Raw genomic sequence first — 22,827 nt, forward strand, 5'->3', positions numbered from 1 at the left:
TGCCGAACCGTTGATCGTTCATGGACGATGCCGTCCGTAGTGTCACCTGCAAGGAGTCTTCGATGCGTCTGTCCTTTGCCATCCTGCCGTTGTCCGCCGCCGCGCTGCTGTCTGCCTGTGGCAGTGCGCCGAAGAAGGCCGAACCCATCCCGCCACCGCCGACCGTGGTCAGCGCCGCCAAGCAGGCCGAGGCCAATCTGTCGCCGGCCTCGGCCAGCATCGTCAGTGGCCGCATCGCGCTGATGGTGGAGCCCGGTGGCATCCACATCACCGGGCTGATCGGTGGCCTGCAGCCGATGCAGCAGGCCGGTTTCCACATCCACGAGCGCGGTGACTGCAGCGCGGTGGATGCCAGCAGTGCTGGCAATCACTTCAATCCCGGTGGCGCTACGCATGGCCGCGCCGGCACCGGCAAGCACCACCTGGGCGACATGGACAATCTGCGTGCCGACGCCCAGGGCCGCGCCAACGTCGATATCCACCTCAAGGGCGTTACCCTTGGCGGAGGCGCCGCCACCGATATCGCCGGACGTGCACTGGTCGTGCATGCCAACGCCGACGACTATCGCAGCCAGCCCGCCGGCAATGCCGGCGTCCGCATCGCCTGTGGCGTGATCCGGGTTGTCCGCTGATCACTGCAGGCATCATCCAGGGAGAGATTCCATGCGTTTGATCCACACTTCGCTGTTCGCAGCCATTGCTGCACTGGGCCTGGCGGCCTGCAACCAGCAACCGGCCGCGTCGCAGGCTGAAACCGCGCCGGCCGCTCCGGCCGACGGCGCCACCGCCGAACCGGCCGCAGCACCTGCACCGGCTGCCGATGCCTCGGCCACGGCCGAGCTGGCGCCGACCCAGGGCAACGAGACCAAGGGCAGCGTCACCTTCAAGGTGGTTGACGGCAAGGTCCACGTGACCGGCCAGATCAGCGGCCTGAAGCCGGGCAGCGAGCACGGCTTCCACATCCACGAGAAGGGCGACTGCAGCGCGCCGGACGGCATGAGCGCCGGCGGCCACTTCAACCCGGGCAAGCAGGATCACGGCAGCGTGTCCGCCGATCCGCACCACGGTGGCGACATGCCCAACATCAAGGCCGACGACAAGGGCGTGGCCACCATCGACGGCCCGGTGTCGAGCAACGTCAACATCGGCAAGGGCGATGACTTCGACATCATCGGCCGCGGCCTGATCGTCCACGCCGATGCGGATGACTACAAGACCCAGCCGACCGGCAACGCCGGTGCGCGCCTGGCGTGTGCGGTGATCCAGAAGGCGCAGTAAGTCATCAGAAAACGCCGGCGCAAGCCGGCGTTTTTCTTTATCGGTAGTGCCGGCCGCTGGCCGGCAATCGCAGATCCGGAGGTTGCCGGCCAGCGGCCGGCACTACCAACAGGCCACCCGCATCAGCGCGCCCGCAATTCGCGCGCGTCCTGACCGGCCTCGCAGTGCACGAACAGCACCGCGGCCATACTGCTGGAAATGGAGAACGCCGGCGCAAGCCGGCGTTTTTCTTTATCGGTAGTGCCGGCCGCTGGCCGGCAATCGCAGATCCGGAGGTCGCCGGCCAGCGGCCGGCACTACCATCAGGCCACCCGGATCAGCGCGCCAGCAGTTCGCGCGCGTCCTGACCGGCTTCGCAGTGCACGAACAGCACCGCGGCCATTTTGCTGGAAATGGAAAACGCCGGCGCAAGCCGGCGTTTTTCTTTATCGGTAGTGCCGGCCGCTGGCCGGCAATCGCAGATCCGGAGGTTGCCGGCCAGCGGCCGGCACTACCATCAGGCCACCCGCATCAGCGCGCCAGCAGTTCGCGCGCGTCCTGACCGGCCTCGCAGTGCACGAACAGCACCGCGGCCATTCTGCTGGAAATGGAGAACGCCGGCGCAAGCCGGCGTTTTTCTTTATCGGTAGTGACGGCCGCTGGCCGGCAATCGCAGATCCGGAGGTTGCCGGCCAGCGGCCGGCACTACCAACAGGCCACCCGGGTCAGCGCGCCAGCAGTTCGCGCGCGTCCTGACCGGCCTCGCAGTGCACGAACAGCACCGGCACGCCGTGCGCTTCCAGCACCGCGGCCATCTGCCGCTGGCGCATCAGGAACTGCTCGTAGATGCCCTTCAGGCGGTCGCAGTCGTTCTTGCCGTGGTTGTAGTGCGCGCACCAGCCGGCCGGATCGAACAGCGCCATGCGTGCCTCGCCATGGGTATAGCGCAGCAGCGGCTCGGGCGCGGCATTGAGCCACTCGTCCTCGCCCGGCGCCATGATCGCGGTCTCGATCAGCGGCCACAGCGCGGCCAGGCCCTGGTTGTCGTACTGCATCGACATCATCGCGGCCAGATCATTCACGGTGAAATAGCGCGCATGCTCGATGCGGGCACCGAAGGTGTTCTGCGCCATCAACGCGGTATCGGCATGCGCCATGCCGTTGGCCAGCAGCGTGTCTTCCAGCGCCTCGGCCACTGCATTGGTCGTCGCCACGTCGCTGCCGGTCAGCAGGAACGGCACCACGCGCAGGCCACCGCCCACCAGGCTGGCATCGGCCTGGAACGGCAGCGGCACATCACCAGTGGCGTCGGTACCGAACGCCAGCAGGCGCGGCCCCTGGTTGCGGCCCGGTGCGCGCATCTGCAGTTCTTCCAGGCGGCGGTGGATCGGCCAGCCCGGGCGCAGCACTTCGGCCGGGTCGAAATGGGCGGCGGCGAACACCAGGTCCAGCTCGGCCACCTGCGGCACCAGCTTGGACAGGTCGCGGCCGACGCGATCGGCCAGTTCACCGGCCTGTTCGGCGCTGAGCACCGCCTGGCGGGGGATTTCGCCGCCGGCCAGTTCCAGGGCCAGCACGCCAAGGGCATTCATCGCGGGGTCGGGTTTGCTCATGGTTCCACGGTTGGCCCATCACAGGGCGGCAGCTACACTTGGCTCCATTATGCCTGCTCCGTCGTGCAGGCCATGTTGCAGACACCCTCATCCATGCTAGGTATCTCCATGCCCAACGCTCGTCCCGTCGCCATCCTCGGTGGCGTCCGCATTCCGTTCTGCCGCCAGAACACCGCGTATTCGGATGTCGGCAACCTCGGCATGTCGGTCCGTACGCTGGGCGCGCTGGTTGAACGTTTCGGCCTGCATGGCCAGCAGCTGGGTGAAGTGGCGATGGGTGCGGTGATCAAGCACTCCAGCGATTGGAACCTGGGCCGCGAAGCCACGCTGTCCTCCGGCCTGTCGCCGTTGACCCCGGGCATCACCCTGCAGCGTGCCTGCGGCACCTCGCTGGACAGCATCATCACGGTTGCCAACAAGATCGCGCTGGGCCAGATCGAATCGGGTATCGGTGGCGGTTCGGATACCACCTCCGACGTGCCGATCGTCTACGGCAAGAAGCTGCGCGCGCGCCTGCTGGCCGCCAACCGTGCCAAGAGCACTGGCGACAAGATCCGCGCGCTGACCGCTGGCTTCAAGTTCTCCGAGCTCAAGCCCGAGTTCCCGGGCGTGGCCGAGCCGCGCACCGGCAAGAGCATGGGTGACCACTGCGAGGACATGGCCAAGGAATGGAACATCTCGCGTGACTCGCAGGACGAGTGGGCGGTGTCGTCGCACAAGAAGCTGGCTGCTGCCTATGAGCGCGGTTTCTTCAACGACCTGATCGCACCGTTCCGTGGTGTCGAGCGTGACAACATCCTGCGCCCTGATACTTCGCTGGAGAAGCTGGCCACGCTGAAGCCGGCATTCGACAAGGTCTCCGGCCGCGGCACGCTCACCGCCGCCAACTCCACGCCGCTGACCGACGGCGCCGCCGCCGTGCTGCTGGCCAGCGAAGAGTGGGCGCGTGCCAACGGCCATGAGCCGCAGGCCTATCTGCGTGACGCGCACGTCTCGGCGGTGGACTTCGTGCATGGCGAAGGCCTGCTGATGGCGCCGACCGTGGCCGTGCCGGAGATGCTCAAGCGCAACGGCCTGACCCTGCAGGACTTCGACATCTACGAGATCCACGAAGCTTTTGCCGCGCAGGTGCTGTGCACCCTGCGTGCGTGGGAGAGCGAGGATTACTGCCGCAATCGCCTGGGCCTGGATGCACCGCTGGGTCGCATCGACCCGGACAAGATCAACCTGCTGGGCTCGTCGCTGGCCACCGGCCACCCGTTCGCGGCGACTGGCGCACGCGTCATCGCCACCGCCGCCAAGCAGCTGGCCGAACGCGGCGGTGGCCGCGCGCTGGTGTCGATCTGCACCGCCGGCGGCATGGGCGTAGTGGCGATCGTCGAACGCTGATCGTTGCGACCGCGCGCCAACCAAGGTTGGCGACTACCGGGTTCCACAGATGAAAACGCCGCCCAATGGGCGGCGTTTTTCTGCTCCGGTGGGTGCCGACCGTTGGTCGGCACGCTTCACGGCAACCGTGGATTGCCGAATTCGTCGCGCTCTTCGTTGGCCTCATACACCGGCGGCTGCACCGTAACCGGCTGCTCCTCCACCGTGGCACGCAGCGGCGCTTCGGTGCCGCGCACCAGTTCCACGCTGTCCTCGCCACGCTGCAGTCGCAGCGCATTGGCCAGGCACTGCGCGGCCAGCGCGTGCTCGCCACGCTGTGCGAACAGCTCACCCAGTGCCTCCCACGCCGGGGCACCGGCGCCCGCGGCGATGGCCTCGTGCAGGAACGCATCGGCGGCATCCCACTGCTGCTGGGCCAGGGCCACGCGGCCCTGTGCCAGGCGCAGCGCAGCCGAGCTGTCGTGCACGTTGCGCCAGCGCGCGAGGTTGGCCTGACGCGTGGCCAGGCGCTCGGCCGGCAGGCGGCCATACAGCGCCACCAGTTCGTCATCCCAACGCTGGTCCAGTGCCTGTTCCAACGCCAGCAGCGCCGGTTCGTCCCAGTTCAATGCAACCGCACGGCTGGCATACGCACCCACCACGTCCGGGGTTGGCCGCAGCGCCTTCGGCGTGGCTTCCCACTGCGCGGCCAGCGCATTGACGTCGGCTGCTTCCAGCAGCGCCTGTGCGGCCAGGCGTGCTTCCAGTTCGCTGTTGGCGTCGGCCGGCAGCACCTTGCTCTGGCGCAGTGCACCCAGCTGGCCATACGCCTCGTGGGCGCGGCCGGCCTGTGCCAGCGCTTCGGTACGCAGCCACAGGCCGCGCGGCGGCAGCGGCTGGATCGTCGCCACATCCAACGCGTTGATCGCATCCACCGGCAGATCGCGCGCCAGCAGCTGTTCGGCGCGTAGAAGCGCCTGCAGGGTGGCATCGCTCTCGCCCAGGCGCTGCAGCAGGGCTTCACCGGCGGGGCCGTCGGCACGTGCCTGCGCACTGCGCACGGCATTGGCCAGCGCCACCGCGCTCACTTCCGGATCCTTGGCGGCACCATCCAGCAGCTTTTCCGCGCGCTGCCACTGGCCGTGCTCATAGGCCTGCAGGCCGTCGATCAGGCGCACCCGGCCCTGCTTGCGGCGGTAGCGGCCCCAGGCGCGGAACGGTGCAGCGATCAGGCTCCACAGCAGCCACAGCACCAGCACCGCGATCACCGACAGCAGTGCCACCTTGGGCAGGTTGCTGTGGTAGTCGTAGCCGCCGTAGCGCAGGGTCACTTCGCCGAAGCGGTTGAGGTCATCGGCGCCGAGCCATTGCGCGGCCACCACGCCGATGGCCACGGCCAGCAACAGCACGACCAGGGATTGCAGGGGTTTCATGGGGGATTACCTCCGGTCGGTCTGGGTGCGCAGTTGCTGCAGGGTGCTGCCAAGAACGCTGTTGCTGGCCTGCAGCGGAAGCTCGCGCAAGGCCTTCAGTTCAGCACGTTGCGCGCGCAGGGCCGGTGAATCCGGCCAACGCCGCTGTGCCCAGTGTTCCACGCGCGCCAACGCGGTATCGCGACCGGTGCGGTCGCCACGTTCGATTGCGGCACGCGCCAGGGTCAGTTCCAGCTGCAGCGCATCGTCGGCATTGCGGCGTTCGGCGGCGGTCAGCGGGCCATTCTGGCGGCTCGGGGTGATATCCACGAACGGAGCCAGCGTGGCCTGCCACCAGGGCTTGCCGGCGCCGGGCGCGGTGCCACCCGTCACCTGCGAGGGCAGGCCCTGCAGGGCCTTGGCCAGGGCATCCAGGCGTTGCAGCGATTGCACGCGCGGGCCGGTGCCCAGCGCATCCAGTGCATCGCGTTCCTGTACCAGTGCCTGGCGCAGGTTCAGGCCGTCGCTGTCGGGCAGATCGGCCAGCGCGGTGGCGGCCTGTGCATACAGGCGGCGTGCGCCTTCCACGTCGTCGGCGTAGTTCAGGCGTTGCGCCGCCTGGGTCAGCAGCAGTTCGGCCTCATCGCGCTGTACCGCCTGACGGCCCTGGTTGGCGCTGTCGGCCAGCTTGGCCAGGTTCTCTTCCAGCAGCGCACTGCGCTGGGAAAGGCCCAGCATCTCGTCGCGCAGCACGCGGTTGGTGGTCGCCGCATCCTGCAGGCGCTGGCTGGTTGCGCGCTGGTCGCGGCGCAATGCATCCAGCGTCGCCTGCAGGCCCTGCAGCTGTACGGCCGTGGTGTGCGCCTGCGCTGCCTGTTCGTGCTGTTGCTGCTGCCAGACGTACCAGCCGGCATAGCCGCCCACGACAAGCACGACCACCCCGGCCAGCGGCAGCAGCCAGCGCACGGGTCGACGGGGCGGGGAAACGGGCGGAGTCTCGTTCATGGGGCTTCCTTGTCGGCACCGTCGCCGGTCAGGTTCCGGCAGGCCGCGTTGTGCACAGCATCACTGTTGCCGACCACAGCGGCAAGCGTGACCCACGTCCCTGTTCAGTTCGCTGCCGGGACGGTGAGCGTGGCGTGTGCAGCCGCCACCAGCTGCGCGGTGGTGGGCCCGGCCGCGCGCACCACGCGCTGCAGCCCCAATGCGTGCGCCTGTTCGCCCAGCCGTTCGCTGGCCACGACGGCGGTGGCATGTGCCTGACAGCGTTGCTGCAATGCCGGCGGAAGCTGCTGCCAGAAATGCAGCAACGCCTCACCACTGCTGACCGCCAGCACCCACGGATACGCTGAATGCGCCAATCGAGCCAGCGTGCGTGGCGACAGGCGCAGCAGGCGACGCTGATAGACATCGGCGCGCTCGATGCTGGCGCCGGCCGCCTGCAGTTGCGCAGCAATCAGGCCGCGTCCGCCGGGGGCGGTCACCAGTCCGATGCGCAGGCCGCGTACGTCCGCCAGTACCGGCAGCGCCAGCAGGCCCTCGCTGTCCATCCGCTGCGGCGCATGCACCTCGGCGACGCCCTGCGCCCGCAGCGCGCGCGCGGTGCCTTCGCCCACGGTCAGCCACGGGCTGCGTTGTGCCTCGGCCAGTGGCAACAGGGTGGCGGCTGCGGTAACGGCGGCCGGGCTGGTGAACACCACCCGATCGCAGTTCAGCGCGCGTTGCAGCTGGTGCACCACTGGCGTGCCGTTCAGGCGCTGCAGGCGCCAGGGTGGCAGGGCCAGCACATGCCCGCCCAGCCCAGCAACGGCGCGGCGCAGCGCGGAATTCTGGCCCTGCGGTCGCAGCGAAATGAAGGTCCAGCCCGGTTCGGAACCGGCGGCGCCAGTGGGTATCGTATGGTCGGCCATTGCCTGCATTATGCGGGCCCTTCGTTGTCGTGGTCCCTGCTCCGATGTCCGTTGATGCTCTGACTTCCTCGCTGGCCGCCCTGCAGGACGTGCTTGACTGCATGCCGGCAGTCCGCGCCATGCAGATCCAGCTCGACGGCTATGCCGATGGCGTGCTGCGCATCACCGCGCCGCTGGCCGCCAACGTCAACGACAAGGGCAACGCCTTCGGTGGCAGCCTGGCCTCGGTGCTGACCCTGTCCGGCTGGGCGCTGGTCAGCCTGCGCCTGCGCCTGGCCGGCCACGATGCCGAGGTCTACGTGGCCGACAGCAACCTGCGCTACCTGGCACCGGTCTACGAAGACCTGCACGCCCATGCCGAAGCGGCCGAGGCCACTGGCTGGGATGCCTTCCTGAACACCTTCCGCCAGCGCCGCAAGGCCCGCATCAGCATCATCGCCACCCAGCCCGGTGCCGATGGCAAGCCCGCCGCCGAGTTCAGCGGTCGCTTCGTTGCCTTCGCCAAAGGGTAGGATGGCAGGCTGACGTTCTGGGGAAACCACCGATGCGCCGCCTCATCCAGTTCCTGATGTGTTCCCTGCTGCTGGCCAGCGCCGTGGCTTCGGCCGACGACCTGAGCCGCAAGCAGCGCAAGCTGCTGGAAGAGACCCAGATCGCCTACGGCGCCACCATCCGCTGGGGCAGCATGGACGATGCCATCGGCTATCTGGACCCCAAGCTGCGCAAGGAAAAGCCGCCCACCGAGTTCGAGCTCAACCGCTACGCGCAGCTGCGCGTGTCGTCCTACCGCGAGCGCAGCAGCGCCGCGCTGGACGGGGGCCTGGTCGAGCGCCGGGTCGAAATCGGGGTGATCAACCAGAACACCCAGGCCGAACGCACCGTTGTGGTGGTCGAGCGCTGGCGCTGGGATGCCGAGGCCAAGCGCTGGTGGCAGACCGCCGGCCTGCCGGACCTGTGGAAGGGGCAGTGACGGGCCGCGTCCGGCTTGTGCGACAATCGGCGCCCGCTTAATCGACCCGTGACCTGAGTGAATTACGAAGAGTTGCTGGCCTTTGCAGGCCGAAACCCGATGCTGTCTGCGGCCCTGGTCGGCCTGACCGTGGCCATCATCGTCACCGAGATCCGCCGCCTGTTCCGGGGCTTCAAGGGCATCAAGCCCGCCGAACTGACCCAGCTGATCAACGCGGGTGGCACGGTGGTGGTCGACCTGTCGGCCAGCGGTGACTTCGAGAAGGGCCACATTGCCGGCAGCCGCAATGCCCAGGCCAGTGCCTTCGGCCCGGACAACAAGCTGGTGGCCAACGCCAAGCAGTCGCCGGTGGTGCTGGTGTGCCGCAGCGGCAACGCCTCGGAAACCGCCGCCAAGGCGCTGAAGAAGGCCGGCTTCGAAAAGGTCTACGTGCTCGACGGCGGCATTCCCGCCTGGCAGCAGGCCGAGCTGCCGCTGGTCAAGGGCCGCAACTGATTGTCGCAGGTGGCGGATCCGGCCTTGTATGGGCCTGATCCCGCCCCCATCGCAGTAGTTCGACCATCGTTTTCATTGCATTCACCTGGAGTTACTGGAAATGTCCGAAGAGATCACCAACGGCGCCGCTGCGCCGGTCGATGCCGCTACCGGCCCTGCTTTCACCGTCGAGAAGATCTACGTCAAGGACGTCTCCTTCGAGTCGCCGAACGCTCCGACCATCTTCAATGACCAGGTGCAGCCGGAACTGCAGCTCAACCTGAACCAGCAGGTGCAGCGCCTGGGCGAGAACGCCTTCGAAGTCGTGCTGGCCGTGACCCTGACCTGCCAGGCCGGTGAGCGCACCGCCTACGTGGCCGAAGTGAAGCAGGCCGGCGTGTTCGGCCTGGTCGGCCTGGACCCGCAGTCGATCGACGTGCTGCTCGGCACCCAGTGCCCGAACATCCTGTTCCCGTACGTGCGTCAGCTGATCAGCGACCTGATCCAGGCCGGCGGCTTCCCGCCGTTCTTCCTGCAGCCGATCAACTTCGAAGGCCTGTACGCAGAAACCCTGCGCCAGCGCCAGGAGCAGGGCGACGCACCGTCGCTGGCTGACTCCGAGCCGGCTGGCAACGCCTGATTCCTGCCGCGACGTCACGGATGAGCACTACCGCTGACAAGATCGCCGTGCTTGGCGCCGGTTCCTGGGGAACCGCGCTGGCCAGCCTGCTCGCACGGCACGGTCACCCGACCGTGCTGTGGGGGCGCGACGCTGCCGTGGTCGAGGCCATCGACCAGCGCCACGAGAACCCGCGCTACCTGCCGGGCATCCCGCTGCCGGACAGCCTGCGTGCCACCACCGACCTGGCGTCGGCAGTGGAGGGCGCCGCCTGGATCCTGGTGGTCACCCCGTCGCATGCCTTCGGTGAAACCGTGCGTGCGCTGGCGCCGCTGCGTCCGGCCGGTGCCGGCGTGGCCTGGGCCACCAAGGGCTTCGAACCTGGTTCGGGCCGCTTCCTGCATGAAGTGGCGCGCGAAGTGCTGGGTGAGGACGTGCCGCTGGCCGTCGTCACCGGTCCGTCGTTCGCCAAGGAAGTGACCCAGGGCCTGCCGACCGCGATCACCGTGCACGGCGACGTGCCCGAGTTCGCGCAGACGGTGGCCGAGGCGATGCATGGCCCGGCGTTCCGCGCCTACACCGGCGACGACATGGTCGGTGCCGAGCTGGGCGGCGCGATGAAGAACGTGCTGGCCGTGGCTACCGGTGTGGCCGACGGCATGCAGCTGGGCCTCAACGCCCGTGCCGGCCTGATCACCCGTGGCCTCAACGAGATGCTGCGCCTGGCCGCGGCGATCGGCGCCAAGCCGGAAACGCTGATGGGCCTGGCGGGCCTGGGCGATCTGGTGCTGACCTGCACCGGCGACCTGTCGCGCAACCGCCGCCTGGGCCTGGCCCTGGGCCGTGGACAGACGCTGCAGGATGCCGTGCGCGAAATCGGCCAGGTGGTCGAGTCGGTGCAGACCGCCGATGAAGTGATGCGACAGGCACGCCGTCATGGCATCGACCTGCCGATCTCCGACCGCGTGCGTGCCGTGCTGCACGGCGAGCAGACGCCTGAGGAAGGCCTGCGCGCGCTGCTGGCGCGGGAACAGAAACCGGAATATCCGGATACGCTGTTCAAGTGAATCGAAAAACCCCGGCTACGTGCCGGGGTTTTTTTGTGCGCGCCCCATCCACGCATGGCGTGGATCTACTCCGGAACCTGCTTCTGGTAGCTGCCAACCTTGGTTGGCGTCCGGTAGCGCCGGGCCATGCCCGGCGGAAAACCTCACCGCGCCCGCGGCGGTGCGTTGCCGTTGTCCATGTCCGAGAAGATCAACCACGGCCCGTCGCCCACGCGCTTCAGCGTCAGCGTGAACTTGCCGGTGTCCCCCACGTTGTTGCCGTAGGTGTAGGCACCGATGATGTAGCCGACGTTCCCCTCCACCGCGTACGCCAACGCACGCAGCCGCAACGGGCTGCCGCCCTGGCCGGCATATGCGGCTTCGATCGCGCTGCGCCCGCGCACCGGTAGCTGGTTGCTCTGCAGCACAAAACCATCCTCGGCGAACAGCGCAGCCAGTGCCTTGGCATCGCCCGTGCGCCACGCCTGCTCGTAGTCGCGCAGTACGCGATCCAGCGTCGCGGGCAGGGCCGCATCAGGAAGAGGCTGTGCGGGCTTCGCGCCTTCAGCATCGTGGGCGATGGCCGGCGATGCCAGCAGCAGGGCACTGCAGAAAATCACGGCGAGTCGTGTGCGGTGCATGCGTTCGGCTCCAGGCGATGACGGGAACGTGCGAACGCATCCTAGCGCGCTGCTGGTTAGAATCACGCAGGCGCCCGCGCGGCGGCATGCACCGCAGATCAGACAAGGACACGGAATGAAGATTCGAATCACAGGGATGGCACTGACGGTCGCACTGCTGGCCGCCTGCGGACAGGCACCAGCGCCGGATGCAGCACCGGCCGCACCGGCACCAACCACCGAAGCACCTGCGGCCACGGCAACGGTGGTCGAGCAGGCGCCGTCCATCGAAGACGGTGTGGATCCAGCGGTGTGGGACAACGAAGGCGAACCGGAAGACCCGAGCGCCGGCGGAGAACTCACCTGTGCGGACAACCCGCTGGCGACGCATTTCTTCACCCTGGTGGGCGGCAACACCGTGGACGACTGCGGCCGCAAGGACCCGAAGGTGCTGGCCGCGTTCAACGCCCTGATGAAGAACACAGCCGCGGCCGAATCTGCTGACAAGGAGATTCCGTCGCTGCGCGAACGCCTGTTGAGCGGGCCCAGCGGGCCTGGCGAACTGATGGTGCTGCAGGGCGAGCCATGGTGGTTCTACACCGCCTGCCAGGCCCACGACTGCCCCGGCACCGCGCTGGCGATGCTGTACTCGCCCGATCAGTCGAAGATGGTCGGCCGTCTTACCGCGCGCTGCAGAATCTGGTGGCTGGGTGAACCCAGCGACGAGCAGCGCGCGCTGATCGAGCGCGAGCAGCCGGTGGACAAAGCGATGCTGAAGGAAGAAGGCGAGTCCTGCGAGTAATCGGTGGTGACGCCGGATGATGTTCCGGCGGCCGCATCATGCCGGTGAAAGCTGCCTCACCATGTCGGCGATGATCACGTGGACCAGTGTTCTCAGGAAATGCACTTCGCCTTCCAGGGTTGGGCCGATGTCGAAACGGGTCGACCATTGCTGGTTTTCCTGCAGCACCAGCGCGTAAAGCGCCTGGGCTTCGCCTGCGATGCGGTCGATCTGATGGCGCAGCTGCCGGGTGGCGGCTGGTCTTCCCAGGCCCAGGGCTTCACCGGCAGAAACCAGATGCTCGAAACGAAGGTCGTGGAAGCGCGCGACACCGAGAATGGGCCACGACAGTTCCGAGCGTTCTGGCCAACGTGCGCCCTCGTCGGCATACGCGCGGGTCTCGTAACATGCGGTGGACAGCAGGTCGTAGTGGGGGGCCAGTTCGATGCCCCTGCTGTCGACCAGGAAGCTCAGGTTCTTCAGGTGCGCATCGTTGTTGCCGGTGAGTACATTGAAGATCAACCAGTCGAACAGGCGGACGCGCGTCTTGAGCTTGCTTCTGCATTGCTCGACGATGACCTTCAGGGTGTCGATGCTGCCGAGCGTGTACTTGAACTGCCGGTCGAGGTTGAGCAGCTGGCAGGCGTCGATGGCATGACGGCGATGGATGGCATCGGCGGTGATTTCGCGATCAAAGCGCTCGATGATGAAGACCGGCTCCGGTACGTAGCGGCGCTCGATCTTCGGCACCTGCAGCCCCATGCGCTGTGCAAGGCGCATCACGAACCACTCGTTGGCCACGCTGTGGGGATAACTGCTGCTGGTGCTGTCAGGCTTGAGGATGTGGGTCGAGGGCTCGGCGCCCAGAGGTTGGTAGAGTTCTCCCCCTGTCTCGATGATTGCCAGCTTGTGCTGGGCACCTGCCAGTGACATGCGCTTGGCGGCACCCGCCGCAAGCGACGTGCGTGGCAGGCCTTGGATACGCGTGGAGAGTTCCGCATCGGGCAGTGGTTTTCTGCCGCCGGGTGGCAGGCGCTGGCCTGGAGGCAGCAGCGTCAACGAGCCTGCCGATTCCGCGCCATAGGCGGCCAGCAATGCGAACGCGTCCGCGCCATCCACCCTGGCATCGGTTGCCATCAGCGTGCGTTGCTGCTCTTCCGGCAGCAGATTGTCGAAGTACCACTGCACGGGGCGTTGGCTGGAGCCATCGAGGATGGCGGTGTCTTGCAGTGGCAACGCAGGCGCCAGTGGAAACCGATGTGCGCTGCCGAGCCACTCCGGCGCATAGGTGAAGCGCCACAGGTTTGCTGCTTCGGTCAGGCGGCCCACCGGCGCTTCGTCGATGCTGACCTGCAGTTCGCGTGGTGGAAGCGGATAGTGCAGTCCAGACAGGACGGTCGTTGTAATGACGTCCTTGAGATCGATACGGGGGGCGCTCATGGCACCTTCCCGTTGGCACGTTTGGCCAGCAGGGCCATTGCTTCGTCCGGCACGTCGATTTCGACATGCAGCCCCAGCTCGTCAAGCACGGTGAACAACTTGCCCCATTGCACCGTGGTACCGCCGCGTTCGACTTTGGCCAGGAAATTTTCGCTGACCCCGATGCCTTCGGCGGTTGCATCCTGGCGCAGTCCCTGACGCTTGCGGGCGGCTCTCACCAGTGGTCCCAAGGCCTCAGCCTTCTCAAGCCTGATCTTCAATGGGAACTCCCCCAGCAGAGCCTGACGCTCTGGATTCGACCCATCGTCTATACCATATAATCCTCACTGCAGTGAGGATTCTTCGCGCAAAGCCCAGGATTCCTTAGAATCCTTTCGGTCTTGAGGATTTCTTGGCAAAAGAGCTGGATGCAAGAAAATCCTCATTGAAATAAGGATTTATCTGCAAAGGCGTCCAGCCCCCAAAAAATCCTCATGAACTCAAGGATTCTTTGACGTCGTGGGAGCGCGATGCCTCATCCGGTCCATATGGGCAGCGCCACGAGGGTGGGACGTCCGCGATGAGTGGGGTCCAGGTGGGGCCTGCCAGGCGCGTGCCCGGGAACCTCTGCCTGCAGCGCAGGCTCGCAACGTCAACAGGCCTGGCCGCACCCCGGCCACAACCAGCCATGGCCGCAGGCAAAGCGTCTGTTACTTGCTCGCGCGCCGCGCGCCCTTCTCGTCTTCGTCCTTTGCATCGCCCCGGCTCTGCGCGAACTCCGGGAACGTCTTCGCGATCGAATCCTTGTCCGGAAGGATGTAGAACACGCCGCCCTTCTCGAACGTGGATTGCACGATCTGCTCGTAGAACGCAGGCGTGACGTTGATGCAGCCGTGCGTAACGCGGTTGTCGTCCGGCGAAGGTGATGCCAGCCGTTCGGCGCGCTTCTCTTTCGGAGTGCCTGGCGGCAGCGGGTGCATCGACACGGCGGAATCGTAGTCCACCCACAGCACGCGACCGGCATCGTCGGAGGGGCCATAGCCACCAATGAAACGGCCCGCCGGGGTAGTGCGGTCATGGCCTGGAATCGCACTCAGCGCGAGCTTGGCAACGCCGGGTGCGGAGTGATCGCCGATGGCCGAACCGAACAGCGCCGGTGCGGCACCGCGCAGCTTGCCGTCTCCACCGAAGACCAGTACCTGCGCAGCCGCCTTGTCCATTATCGCGAACGGATAACCCTGGTTGTCCTTGCTGGCGACTACCCAGCCGGCCAGTTCGATCACCGTCTCGGACACGCTCTGGTCAGCGGGCAGTTCATCGACTGCGGCGAGCGGGGGTGCAGGTGCGTCCTTGTCCCTGGCGTTGGCTACGCCGCTGCACGCAACGGCCAGTGCCATGGCCAGTGCGGCATGGAGGGCGCGGCGCGCAGGGGAGGAGGAGGTACGAATGGGACGGCTCCTTGCAGTGCAATCTTGGTGGAAGGATGCCAGTGGCCGGCGAAGGCCACTGGTTCCCGATACAGAGGTGGATCAGTTCAAACGGTGAGGGAGCGATCAGCCGCGCGGCTTGCGGCCCGCTGGTGCCCTTTCAAGCTGCTGCACGCGACCTTCGATCTGGTCCAGACGCTGGTTGGCCTGCTGCGCCGACTGGTTGGCGGACTCGGCACTCTGGGCGGCGCCCTGCACCTTTACATCGAGCTGATCGAGACGCGAGTTGATCGTTGCAAACTCGTTCTTGTAAGAGGCGCAAGCGCCAAGGCTCACGGTGGCGATGAGCGCCACGCTGAGTGCACGGGCCATCTTCATGTGTTGCGAGGTCAGTTTCATCACTCCCTCCTTCGTCTGGGGAAGCTGGAATATAGCGGCGTTTGTTCCCGGCGCTACCAAGCGCTTTCAGCTGGAATTTGAGTACGTGGATGGGCTGTGAAGGCCTGTAAATCAACGAACCTTAACAAGCGGGATCAAGCGAGCTGATCTGCACCGGCGTATCGCCTTGTGCCTGTTCAATATCACCCATTCACCTGCATGAAGCCGGCATCACGGCATGTGCGTCTGTGTGCTTTCGCCTGCTCCACACGCAGGCTGCCATCCACTTGCTTCCAGCAGCGCTGCAGCGTTTCCAGGCTGGACATCCAGCAGTTCGGCGATGGCGTTGGGCGTGTCGGGCGCGCGCGCAACATAGGCGTGGGCGATGCGGTAGCCGATCCAGTAGCCGAGATCTCCGCGGCGCGTATCGTCGCCGGGGCCGTTGTACAGCCACCTCGAAAGATCGGTACCCATGCTGTCCTGCAGGAACGCGCGCTCCAACGCACACTCGCGACCCTGCGCCCAACGCTGCAGATGCGCGTTGGCCGGTTGCCCGGAGATCCGTTCGGCCACGTATTCGGCGCCGCCTTCCAGCAGCGTCTGATAGAGCAGGTTGGGCTGCTCGACATCAACGCGCGCGCCGGGCTGTTGCACGTGCACGTACTCATGGGCGATCAGGTGCACGAAGCGGTCGCTTGCATCGGCCTGCATCCAGTCGGCATTGCACAGCGCTTCCAGTCCGATGACCACACCTGCTTCGGTGGTAACGCCACCACTGTTGCCGCGGCCCACCAGTACGGTGACCGGAGGAAAGCGCGCAGATGGCAACAGGGCGCCGAGCTGATCGACGGCAGCGGCGACGCGCGTGCGGATCGATGGCAATGCGGCCGCGCAGGTTCTCGCTTTCGCAAACAATGCCGGCTTGTCCTGGATGGCCCTGGCCAGCCGCTCCATCGAGCCGATACGGCTGTCGGTGAAGCTGCGCAGGGCATCCGTACCCGCATCCAGATAGCCGTGCTGCAGATCATCGGCGCTTGGGCGCCCATGGTTGGCGTCCAGCACCTTGAAGAAGCGCGTGACATCGTCTGTCTGTACGACGATGTGCCCGGCAGGACCGACACGCTCAGCCGCCTGTGCCTGCAGCAGCGCGATCGGCGAGGCGATCAGGATCAGTGCCCGCATCAAGCATCGAGCGTGATGCGCGTAAGAAGCCGACAGTAGACGGGCAACCAAAGGTTTGTCGCCATCCGCAACCATAGGTTGAGCAAATTTCCTGCATCCATTGGCGCAACTATGGTTGCCAAGCACTCATAGTCTCCCCGCTGACCGGCAGGAACCCAGTTCCATCAAGGGAAACGTATTCAAGTCCGATCTAGCGAAAACCTATGCTTGCTCCCATTCAGCTTCATCTCCTGCGCTGACGTTGATTCCAGTGCCGCGTTGGGTTGCTATCCAATGCGCCCATTCAGGGGGAACCGTTGCCCTGTCCGGCCGTTGGGGCTGCAGCCGTAGCGGTTGCGTCCTTGAAGCCCTTTGCATGGAGATCGGCACGAAGGCTCTTCAAAGCTGTTACAGGGACAGCCAACCACAGCAGATCCCTTGCCCGGGTCACAGCCACGTACCCGATTCGCCCGTCCTCGGTGGAACCTCCGCCTAGCAGTGCAGATACATGCGGTTTCGTTGCCATGTAGAGGACGGCATCCAGGCTTTCGCCCTTGACCTGATGCACGGTACTGATTCTGACCCGCAAGGGCTGATCGGCACCTAGGTCAGGCGGGCTCATTAGCGGTGAGCCGGGCAAACTCCTCTTCGAGAGCCGAGCACCGAGCGTGGACGATGTATGGTTGAGACCGTGGGCTGTGCTCAGATTGGTCATCAGGACCCTTACACGTTGCAACATTGCCGGCTGCCAATCGCTAATAGCGGGCAGCGCCGCGCTGGGCAGGCCCGAGACCGGATCTCGCGTAAAAGCCCAGATGACACGACGAAGTGCTCGTTCCTCTGGGTACCTGACAGGCTGAGTCAGGCGAGCAACGATGCCCTTGGGCGCGTTGTCGATCAAACCCATGATGGCAGTTGCCACGAGTCTGAATGCTGTTGAGTAGTCGGAGTGGATATCGCGCGCCATCGCTGCCTGGGCAAGGATCTTGGTCGTTCCCACGCCAGGCGCACCCCCATGCCCAGCCAGCTCGTTGGCCCACTTGCGTGCGCGGCAGAGCACGGCGGAGCGTGCTGGGTCCAACCCAGCGGAGACCAGTGTTGCCTGGAAGGCCGCCACGACCTTTTTCGTATCGGCAGTCGTGTACGGAACGAAGTAGGCCCCGTGGAGCGTAGGTGGCGCTGTCCTATCCGGATCGTCCGTGCGCGCCGAGATTGCGTTGGCGAGATCGAGTACGGCCGGTACGGACCGATAGTTCCTCGTCAGGGCGGCCGCAGAAACACCGGGTTTGCTGTGGTAGCTGGACAGGAACGAGCCGGTCGCGCCCATGAACTCGTAGATGCCTTGATTGGGATCCCCAATAAGGGAAATCTGAGAGCCTGCTTGGCTGAGCCTCTCAATGATCACCTGGTGCAGGATGCCGATATCCTGGGCTTCATCAATGAGGATATGGGGATAGCGACGCGCAAGGACTCGGAGGATCTCGGGTTGTTCGCGGAGGGTAAGGTCGACCCAGTAGCGGGCCAGCTCATGGGTGTAAGCCCCCAGTTTTCCCAAGGCTGCGGCAACCTTTGGGCCATTGTTGATCCTCGCCAGCATGCCGGAGTTCTGATAGAAAAAGCCCGTTTCAGCCCCAGAAGGGCCTATGACAACGCGATGGATATGCCCTTGGGGCACTGGGTAGTTATCGGTTCTCGGCGATTCCACCCAGAAGCGATAGTCCTTTCCTAAAAGGAATGACTCGCTCCCTGATAGCAAGAACGGGGTCGTGGTACACCCCATCGTCCGATGGGCGTGGGGTCGCAGAATATTTGTCGTAATGAACCCGTCCAATGTGTCGATCTCGACACGCTGGTGGGACGGGATCTTGAGCGATCCCATTGCGAGTGCCTGGTACTCGCGCCTGAAGGTCTCCACGGCGATGTTCGAGAAGGACAGGAGCGCAACCCGGCCCCGGTGATCACCGAGGCATTGACGTATGTGGGCCAGCCTGCGTACAGCCGTGAAGGTCTTCCCACTTCCCGCGCAAGCGATGACCGACATCGGATGCAATGGTGCCGTGATGATCTCACGCTGTTCAGCTGAAGGAGTAGTATCCGTGCTCATTCGTCTTCAGCCTTCTTCGGGCCAAGCTGACAAGCGTGTTCGACTGCAGACTGGATGTACTCCGGAACAGTGAATTCTTCCTTTTTCGCCTTGGCGATCAGGTACGCCAAAGCTTGTGCAAAGCGCCCCTTCTGGACGTTTCCGTTCTTCCGCTCGAACATTCCGCTGAACAGTACGCGAGCCTTCTCTGCATCTCCCGTAGCGGCGTCTACCTTCTTCTCCAGGTTCGCAGAGATCTTCGGGTGTAGCTCCTTAAGCGCCGCAAGCATGATCTTGCGATTGCTGGCGTACAAGGCCAAGTCATACTCAAGCGTCTTTAGCCCATGGAAGATCTTGAGATATGAATCCTCGAACTTGAGCATACTCAAGGTATTGGCGGACACCTGCACCTTGTCGCCGATCGAAGGGTAGACAGGAGCCGCCTTCTTCTTTCCACTAGAGGTCCCATCTTCCGGCGCATGGTCGTCCGCTTCTGCGCTGCCATCGCCCTCTTCCTCTTCATCCTCTTCACTCGGACCTGTTGGGTCTGCATCCGTAAGCACGGAAACAGGAATCTTCAGCGCCTTCTCGCCGAACAGTGGAATGAATGAGTCGAAGTTGAGGCCTTCAACGCTGATGAGGCTTACCCCATGCTTACGTAGATCGCGACCGCACTTCTCGGCGAGCACACTGACAAGGACCAATTCCGCAGCGCCCTCGACCAGGATTGCGCGGCGTGCAAAGAAGAGCTCAGCCCGAGTGACGTCCAAATAGCGCTCAAGCTTCTCACGCTTTCCGACAGAAAACTTGATGTCTCGGGGAAAAAAAGTCTCCACCCTGATTCCGGTGTCGACAAGACAGGTGAGACTGTCGAGGTTGGCGATGCTGGCAAAGTTGGGTGAGTGGCTGGTAACGAACAGCTGGACAGGCTTCTCTTTGTCTGAATCGCCCAGGGTTCCGTAGACACCTCGCAGCCATAAACTATGGCTTAGGCGGAGGTGGTTATGAGCACGAAGCGGTACACCGATGAGTTCAAGATCGAGGCGGTCCGACAGATCGTTGAGTACGGCCGTCCGGTAGCGGAGGTTGCCGAGCGACTGGGCGTGTCGATCCATAGTCTTTACGGCTGGAAGCGGCAACAAGGCAAAGGCGATGTTGGCCGGCGTGTCGAGCAGGACCAGAACGCGGAAGTGCGCCGCCTCAAGGCTGAGCTACGCAGGGTCACTGAAGAGCGAGACATCCTAAAAAAAGCCGCCGCGTACTTTGCAAAGGGGTAAGAGCAAAGTACGCCTTCATGAAGCAACACGCAGATGAGTTCGGCCTCGCGGCGATGTGTCGGATGCTTGGCGTCCATCGCAGTGGCTACTACGCCTGGCTAAAAGAGCCGGCAAGCGCTCGCGACAAGGACGATCAGCGGTTGCTCGGCCTAATCAAGCACAGCTGGCTGGAAAGCGGCTCTGTGTATGGCCACCGCAAAGTGACCACAGATCTGCGCGAGCTTGGCGAGACGTGTAGTCGTCATCGCGTGGCACGCTTGATGAAGAGCGAGGGGCTGCGGGCAATGGTCGGCTACGGTCGGCGACCACGCCCATTGAGCGGCCCTGTTGGATCAGTCGCCAAGAACGTTCTGGCTCGCGGCTTCAAAGTCAGTGAGCCAAATCGCGCGTGGGTCACGGACATCACCTACATCCGCACGTACGACGGCTTCCTGTACTTGGCGGTAGTGCTTGATCTGTTTTCGCGTCAGGTCGTTGGATGGGCAACCCGACCAACTCAACATACGGACCTGGTTTTGCAGGCGCTATTGGCTGCAGTGTGGCGGCGCAAGCCAAGCCCCGGGCTTCTGCTTCACTCCGACCAGGGAACCCAGTTCACCAGCGAAGACTGGCAGAGCTTCCTGCGCGAGCACGACATCGTGTGCAGCATGAGTCGACGAGGAAACTGCCATGACAACGCAGCGATGGAGAGCTTCTTCCAGCTACTGAAGCGGGAGCGTATTAAGCGGAGGATCTACAGCAATCACGACGAGGCACGGGCCGACGTCTTCCAGTACATCGAGATGTTCTACAACCCAAAACGGCGGCACAGTTCCAACGACGGGCTGTCCCCGGTAGAGTTCGAGAAGCAGTACGCACTAAACGGCTGACGACTGTCTAGAAAACCCTGGGCGATTCAGTCCACTGCCTTGATGGTCTCAAAGTATCCCAGGAGCACAGCCTGCAATTGGGGATGCAGATGTGCCTCGGGCTCCTCAATGATCAGGCCTCGATAGCTGGCTTGCGGGTTCTTGGTCAGCTCGCTGAGAACGACCGCCATGAAGATCAGATTGTTGAATCCGAGCCCGTTTTGCTCAAGCTCGAACAGATCAACGGTAAGGGAGAGACGCGAAGCCAGGCGTTGGAAATCGCTGACGCTAACCCCCAGCTCGAGCAGCTGGGACAGCTGTGGCCCCAACATCTCGGAATGGCGAGTGGTTATCGCCTTATGGGTGCTCACAATCGGCGCTTTCGTCTTGAGCTCATCATCCAGCAGCTTCAGTGCCTTATTGATCTCGATCTTGCCATCGTCATCAACGAGCAGCTGAAACAGTCGGGACAGCTGGCTTGTGCGGCCGGGTCTAAGAGCCTGAGAAGCATCGCGCAGGGGCTGTAGATAGACGCCACGAAGGTTCTCCATCATGTCCGTTGTCAAGCCGACATCATCATGGTCTCCGCACCAGCGCTTCGCTCTAAGTCGCCCCGTCTTATCCGCCTCGGAGAAGCTGATGGTGATATGCGCCTCCATCTGCCCGTCCTTGGCAGGTTTCAGGGCAGTCATGAAGTCAGCTTCATCATCGGGGCTCAACCCTCGGAAGATGTACTTGAACACGATGTTGCCGCTAGGCGATCCTGTCTTCGGCCGATGAATATCGTCCGAGTCCAACCGCGGGTACGGTTCATCGTGCCCGGCAAGGAGAGACCTCAACGCATCGACAATGGCGGTCTTGCCCGCGTTATTCGCACCAACCAGAACGTTCAGTCCACTTTGGAAGTGCAGTACTGCGTTGTTGATCTTGCGGAAGTTCGAGATAGACAGCTCTGCCAAGTACACCCTGATGTCTCCTTGTGCTCATGGCGGCGTAGCCGCCTCCTGTCCCTAGCTGCAGCACGACGATGGCCGGCTGACAGCCCCTATCTACCTGGGCAGATTCTAATCAAATCAGGGGAATTGGACGTTCCGGCAACACTCGTACGCGCATCGCCTTTTGGTTCCCCGGCCCCTCAGGCAAGTAAGGGGCGACGTCGGATCCGTCCCCCAAGCGAAGGCAGGGGGGTACGTCTGGTAGCAGTGCCTTTCAGCGCACCGACGCGCGATGAAGTGGCAGGCCCTATTCGGTCAATGCAGTGATGGCGCTTGTACATGGTGGCGGAGTTTGATTGGCGACGGCCCTCATGAAGGACAACAGTTTGTTATTGCAATTCGTAACACTGATGTCCCCGGATCGCCAATTCTTTCGGGAACGGCCTGGCGTAGCCTTCTCTTCCAGCGGTGCTGCCCATCGGCTGCCCTGAGTCAATCAACTTCTCATATCTGGAAACTGGGCTGTGGCCACCAATCGAATTTGCAGTGTTCTCGGAATTTCAAAGCCTGTCATTCAGGCCACGCTCTCATGACTGACGGATGCGCGCCTGATGGCCGCCGACGGCCTGCAGGGCTGGCCCCAGCGCAAGCGTCGCGGGCGGTGCGCAACTCCGGCCATGACAGCGCCGGGCGTGGTCAAACTGCTTGAACGCGATTTTCTCGCGCTGGAGCCGGAAACCGAGTGGGTGACAGATATTACCGAGATCAAGACCCGACAGGGCAAGCTGCATCTGTACGACCAGCGCATCGTGGGCTGGTCAATACACGATCGACAGGATCGCCAGATGGTGACCCGGGCTGTGCAGATGGCGGTGTGGCAGCGTCAAGGAAGCGATGAGGTAATCCTGCATTCGGGTTGAGGCAGCCAGTTCCGCAGCCCGACTACCAAGGGCATCTAGCGGCTAACGGGCTGATCTGCTCGATGAGCGCTGTGGGTCATTGTGGCGACAACGCGGCCTGCGAAGCCCTCTTTGGGCCACTCAAGCGTGAGCGGATCTATCGAACGAACTGCGCCACAAAGTATGCAGCACGAGCGGATGCGTTTGACTACATAGAGCGACGCCATAACCCAAGGATGCGACGAAGGGTCGCCAGGCAGGACCAGAAGGTTGCAGCTCTTTTAGAACCGTCCGTGATATCGGGGTAGAACCCCGCGGTTGAACAACCCG

23 protein-coding genes and 1 pseudogene are annotated in these 22,827 nt (G+C 64.3%); 11 read left to right on the top strand and 13 right to left on the bottom strand.

Annotation, left to right across the window (positions count from 1 at the left end; all coding sequences use genetic code 11):
- Window positions 1-62: 62 nt before the first annotated feature.
- On the top strand, window positions 63-632 hold the full coding sequence (locus tag ACZLHH_RS00620) for a superoxide dismutase family protein (protein WP_180844564.1): 570 nt from the start codon (window positions 63-65) through the stop codon (window positions 630-632).
- A 31-nt stretch (window positions 633-663) separates the two neighbouring features.
- Window positions 664-1,278, top strand: a complete 615-nt coding sequence (locus tag ACZLHH_RS00625) for a superoxide dismutase family protein (protein WP_180844565.1) — start codon at window positions 664-666, stop codon at window positions 1,276-1,278.
- A gap of 704 nt (window positions 1,279-1,982) precedes the next feature.
- On the opposite strand, the gene ACZLHH_RS00630 is transcribed toward ACZLHH_RS00625, so the two are convergent.
- On the bottom strand, window positions 1,983-2,870 hold the full coding sequence (locus tag ACZLHH_RS00630) for a hypothetical protein (protein ID WP_032130160.1): 888 nt from the start codon (window positions 2,868-2,870) through the stop codon (window positions 1,983-1,985).
- Between the two features lie 93 nt (window positions 2,871-2,963).
- Between ACZLHH_RS00630 and ACZLHH_RS00635 the strand changes: the two genes are divergently transcribed.
- The gene (locus tag ACZLHH_RS00635) at window positions 2,964-4,259 is read left to right on the top strand and encodes an acetyl-CoA C-acetyltransferase (protein ID WP_478478748.1); all 1,296 of its coding nucleotides are present in this window, start codon (window positions 2,964-2,966) and stop codon (window positions 4,257-4,259) included.
- 116 nt (window positions 4,260-4,375) lie between these two features.
- On the opposite strand, the gene ACZLHH_RS00640 is transcribed toward ACZLHH_RS00635, so the two are convergent.
- The 3 genes from ACZLHH_RS00640 to ACZLHH_RS00650 form a co-directional block, all read right to left on the bottom strand.
- Complete coding sequence (locus tag ACZLHH_RS00640; RefSeq protein WP_180844568.1) at window positions 4,376-5,671, bottom strand: heme biosynthesis HemY N-terminal domain-containing protein; 1,296 nt, start codon at window positions 5,669-5,671, stop codon at window positions 4,376-4,378.
- A gap of 6 nt (window positions 5,672-5,677) precedes the next feature.
- A complete protein-coding gene (locus ACZLHH_RS00645) occupies window positions 5,678-6,655 on the bottom strand; it encodes a uroporphyrinogen-III C-methyltransferase (protein WP_478478749.1) in 978 nt (325 codons plus the stop codon).
- A 104-nt stretch (window positions 6,656-6,759) separates the two neighbouring features.
- Window positions 6,760-7,569: a uroporphyrinogen-III synthase gene (locus ACZLHH_RS00650; protein ID WP_180844570.1), complete on the bottom strand. Its 810-nt coding sequence runs from the start codon at window positions 7,567-7,569 to the stop codon at window positions 6,760-6,762.
- Between the two features lie 35 nt (window positions 7,570-7,604).
- On the opposite strand from ACZLHH_RS00650, the gene ACZLHH_RS00655 reads away from it, so the two are divergent.
- From ACZLHH_RS00655 to ACZLHH_RS00675, 5 genes are all read left to right on the top strand, one after another.
- The gene (locus ACZLHH_RS00655; RefSeq protein ID WP_005407593.1) at window positions 7,605-8,072 is read left to right on the top strand and encodes a YiiD C-terminal domain-containing protein; all 468 of its coding nucleotides are present in this window, start codon (window positions 7,605-7,607) and stop codon (window positions 8,070-8,072) included.
- Between the two features lie 32 nt (window positions 8,073-8,104).
- Entirely contained in the window at window positions 8,105-8,530 is a 426-nt protein-coding gene (locus tag ACZLHH_RS00660; protein WP_049423133.1) for a hypothetical protein, read from the top strand.
- Window positions 8,531-8,587: 57 nt separating this feature from the next.
- Window positions 8,588-9,025 (top strand): rhodanese-like domain-containing protein, encoded by a 438-nt coding sequence (locus tag ACZLHH_RS00665; protein WP_004134671.1) that lies wholly within the window; start codon window positions 8,588-8,590, stop codon window positions 9,023-9,025.
- Window positions 9,026-9,125: 100 nt separating this feature from the next.
- On the top strand, window positions 9,126-9,644 hold the full coding sequence (secB, locus tag ACZLHH_RS00670) for a protein-export chaperone SecB (protein ID WP_005407596.1): 519 nt from the start codon (window positions 9,126-9,128) through the stop codon (window positions 9,642-9,644).
- Window positions 9,645-9,664: 20 nt separating this feature from the next.
- A complete protein-coding gene (locus ACZLHH_RS00675) occupies window positions 9,665-10,690 on the top strand; it encodes an NAD(P)H-dependent glycerol-3-phosphate dehydrogenase (RefSeq protein ID WP_005407597.1) in 1,026 nt (341 codons plus the stop codon).
- Between the two features lie 143 nt (window positions 10,691-10,833).
- Here the strand turns inward: ACZLHH_RS00675 and ACZLHH_RS00680 are convergent, their stop codons facing one another.
- Window positions 10,834-11,310 (bottom strand): YybH family protein, encoded by a 477-nt coding sequence (locus ACZLHH_RS00680; RefSeq protein WP_180844571.1) that lies wholly within the window; start codon window positions 11,308-11,310, stop codon window positions 10,834-10,836.
- A 115-nt stretch (window positions 11,311-11,425) separates the two neighbouring features.
- On the opposite strand from ACZLHH_RS00680, the gene ACZLHH_RS00685 reads away from it, so the two are divergent.
- Window positions 11,426-12,091 carry an Ivy family c-type lysozyme inhibitor gene (locus tag ACZLHH_RS00685; RefSeq protein ID WP_180844572.1) on the top strand — a complete coding sequence of 222 codons (666 nt, stop codon included), beginning with the start codon at window positions 11,426-11,428 and terminating at the stop codon, window positions 12,089-12,091.
- 36 nt (window positions 12,092-12,127) lie between these two features.
- Here ACZLHH_RS00685 and ACZLHH_RS00690 read toward each other — a convergent pair whose 3' ends face one another.
- The 7 genes from ACZLHH_RS00690 to ACZLHH_RS00720 all read right to left on the bottom strand — a co-directional run bounded on the left by ACZLHH_RS00690 (window position 12,128) and on the right by ACZLHH_RS00720 (window position 19,653).
- On the bottom strand, window positions 12,128-13,510 hold the full coding sequence (locus ACZLHH_RS00690) for a HipA domain-containing protein (RefSeq protein WP_180844573.1): 1,383 nt from the start codon (window positions 13,508-13,510) through the stop codon (window positions 12,128-12,130).
- On the bottom strand, window positions 13,507-13,728 hold the full coding sequence (locus ACZLHH_RS00695; RefSeq protein ID WP_478478750.1) for a helix-turn-helix domain-containing protein: 222 nt from the start codon (window positions 13,726-13,728) through the stop codon (window positions 13,507-13,509). Before ACZLHH_RS00695 ends, ACZLHH_RS00690 begins: the two co-directional genes overlap by 4 nt.
- Before the next feature lie 471 nt (window positions 13,729-14,199).
- Window positions 14,200-14,886: a hypothetical protein gene (locus tag ACZLHH_RS00700; protein WP_180844575.1), complete on the bottom strand. Its 687-nt coding sequence runs from the start codon at window positions 14,884-14,886 to the stop codon at window positions 14,200-14,202.
- Window positions 14,887-15,042: 156 nt separating this feature from the next.
- Window positions 15,043-15,315: a hypothetical protein gene (locus ACZLHH_RS00705; protein WP_012509703.1), complete on the bottom strand. Its 273-nt coding sequence runs from the start codon at window positions 15,313-15,315 to the stop codon at window positions 15,043-15,045.
- Between the two features lie 210 nt (window positions 15,316-15,525).
- A complete protein-coding gene (locus ACZLHH_RS00710) occupies window positions 15,526-16,476 on the bottom strand; it encodes a DUF2268 domain-containing putative Zn-dependent protease (protein WP_180844576.1) in 951 nt (316 codons plus the stop codon).
- Window positions 16,477-16,759: 283 nt separating this feature from the next.
- On the bottom strand, window positions 16,760-18,559 hold the full coding sequence (locus ACZLHH_RS00715) for a UvrD-helicase domain-containing protein (RefSeq protein WP_049462215.1): 1,800 nt from the start codon (window positions 18,557-18,559) through the stop codon (window positions 16,760-16,762).
- Window positions 18,556-19,653 (bottom strand): ATP-dependent nuclease, encoded by a 1,098-nt coding sequence (locus ACZLHH_RS00720; protein ID WP_478478751.1) that lies wholly within the window; start codon window positions 19,651-19,653, stop codon window positions 18,556-18,558. The genes ACZLHH_RS00715 and ACZLHH_RS00720 overlap by 4 nt, the downstream gene beginning before the upstream one ends.
- Between ACZLHH_RS00720 and ACZLHH_RS00725 the strand changes: the two genes are divergently transcribed.
- Window positions 19,543-20,684 (top strand): IS3-like element ISStma9 family transposase gene (locus tag ACZLHH_RS00725; protein WP_087944428.1). Its coding sequence is split into 2 segments (ribosomal slippage): window positions 19,543-19,780 and window positions 19,780-20,684, totalling 1,143 coding nucleotides; the frame shifts between segments, so codons are not numbered across the junction. The genes ACZLHH_RS00720 and ACZLHH_RS00725 overlap by 111 nt on opposite strands.
- 26 nt (window positions 20,685-20,710) lie before the next feature.
- Here ACZLHH_RS00725 and ACZLHH_RS00730 read toward each other — a convergent pair.
- The gene (locus tag ACZLHH_RS00730) at window positions 20,711-21,622 is read right to left on the bottom strand and encodes an ATP-dependent nuclease (RefSeq protein WP_478478752.1); all 912 of its coding nucleotides are present in this window, start codon (window positions 21,620-21,622) and stop codon (window positions 20,711-20,713) included.
- A 578-nt stretch (window positions 21,623-22,200) separates the two neighbouring features.
- On the opposite strand from ACZLHH_RS00730, the pseudogene ACZLHH_RS00735 reads away from it, so the two are divergent.
- Window positions 22,201-22,805 (top strand): annotated as a pseudogene (locus tag ACZLHH_RS00735) (IS3 family transposase); the annotation flags it as partial.
- Between the last annotated feature and the right edge of the window lie 22 nt (window positions 22,806-22,827).

The organism is Stenotrophomonas sp. 28608_Sma, from assembly GCF_056486185.1.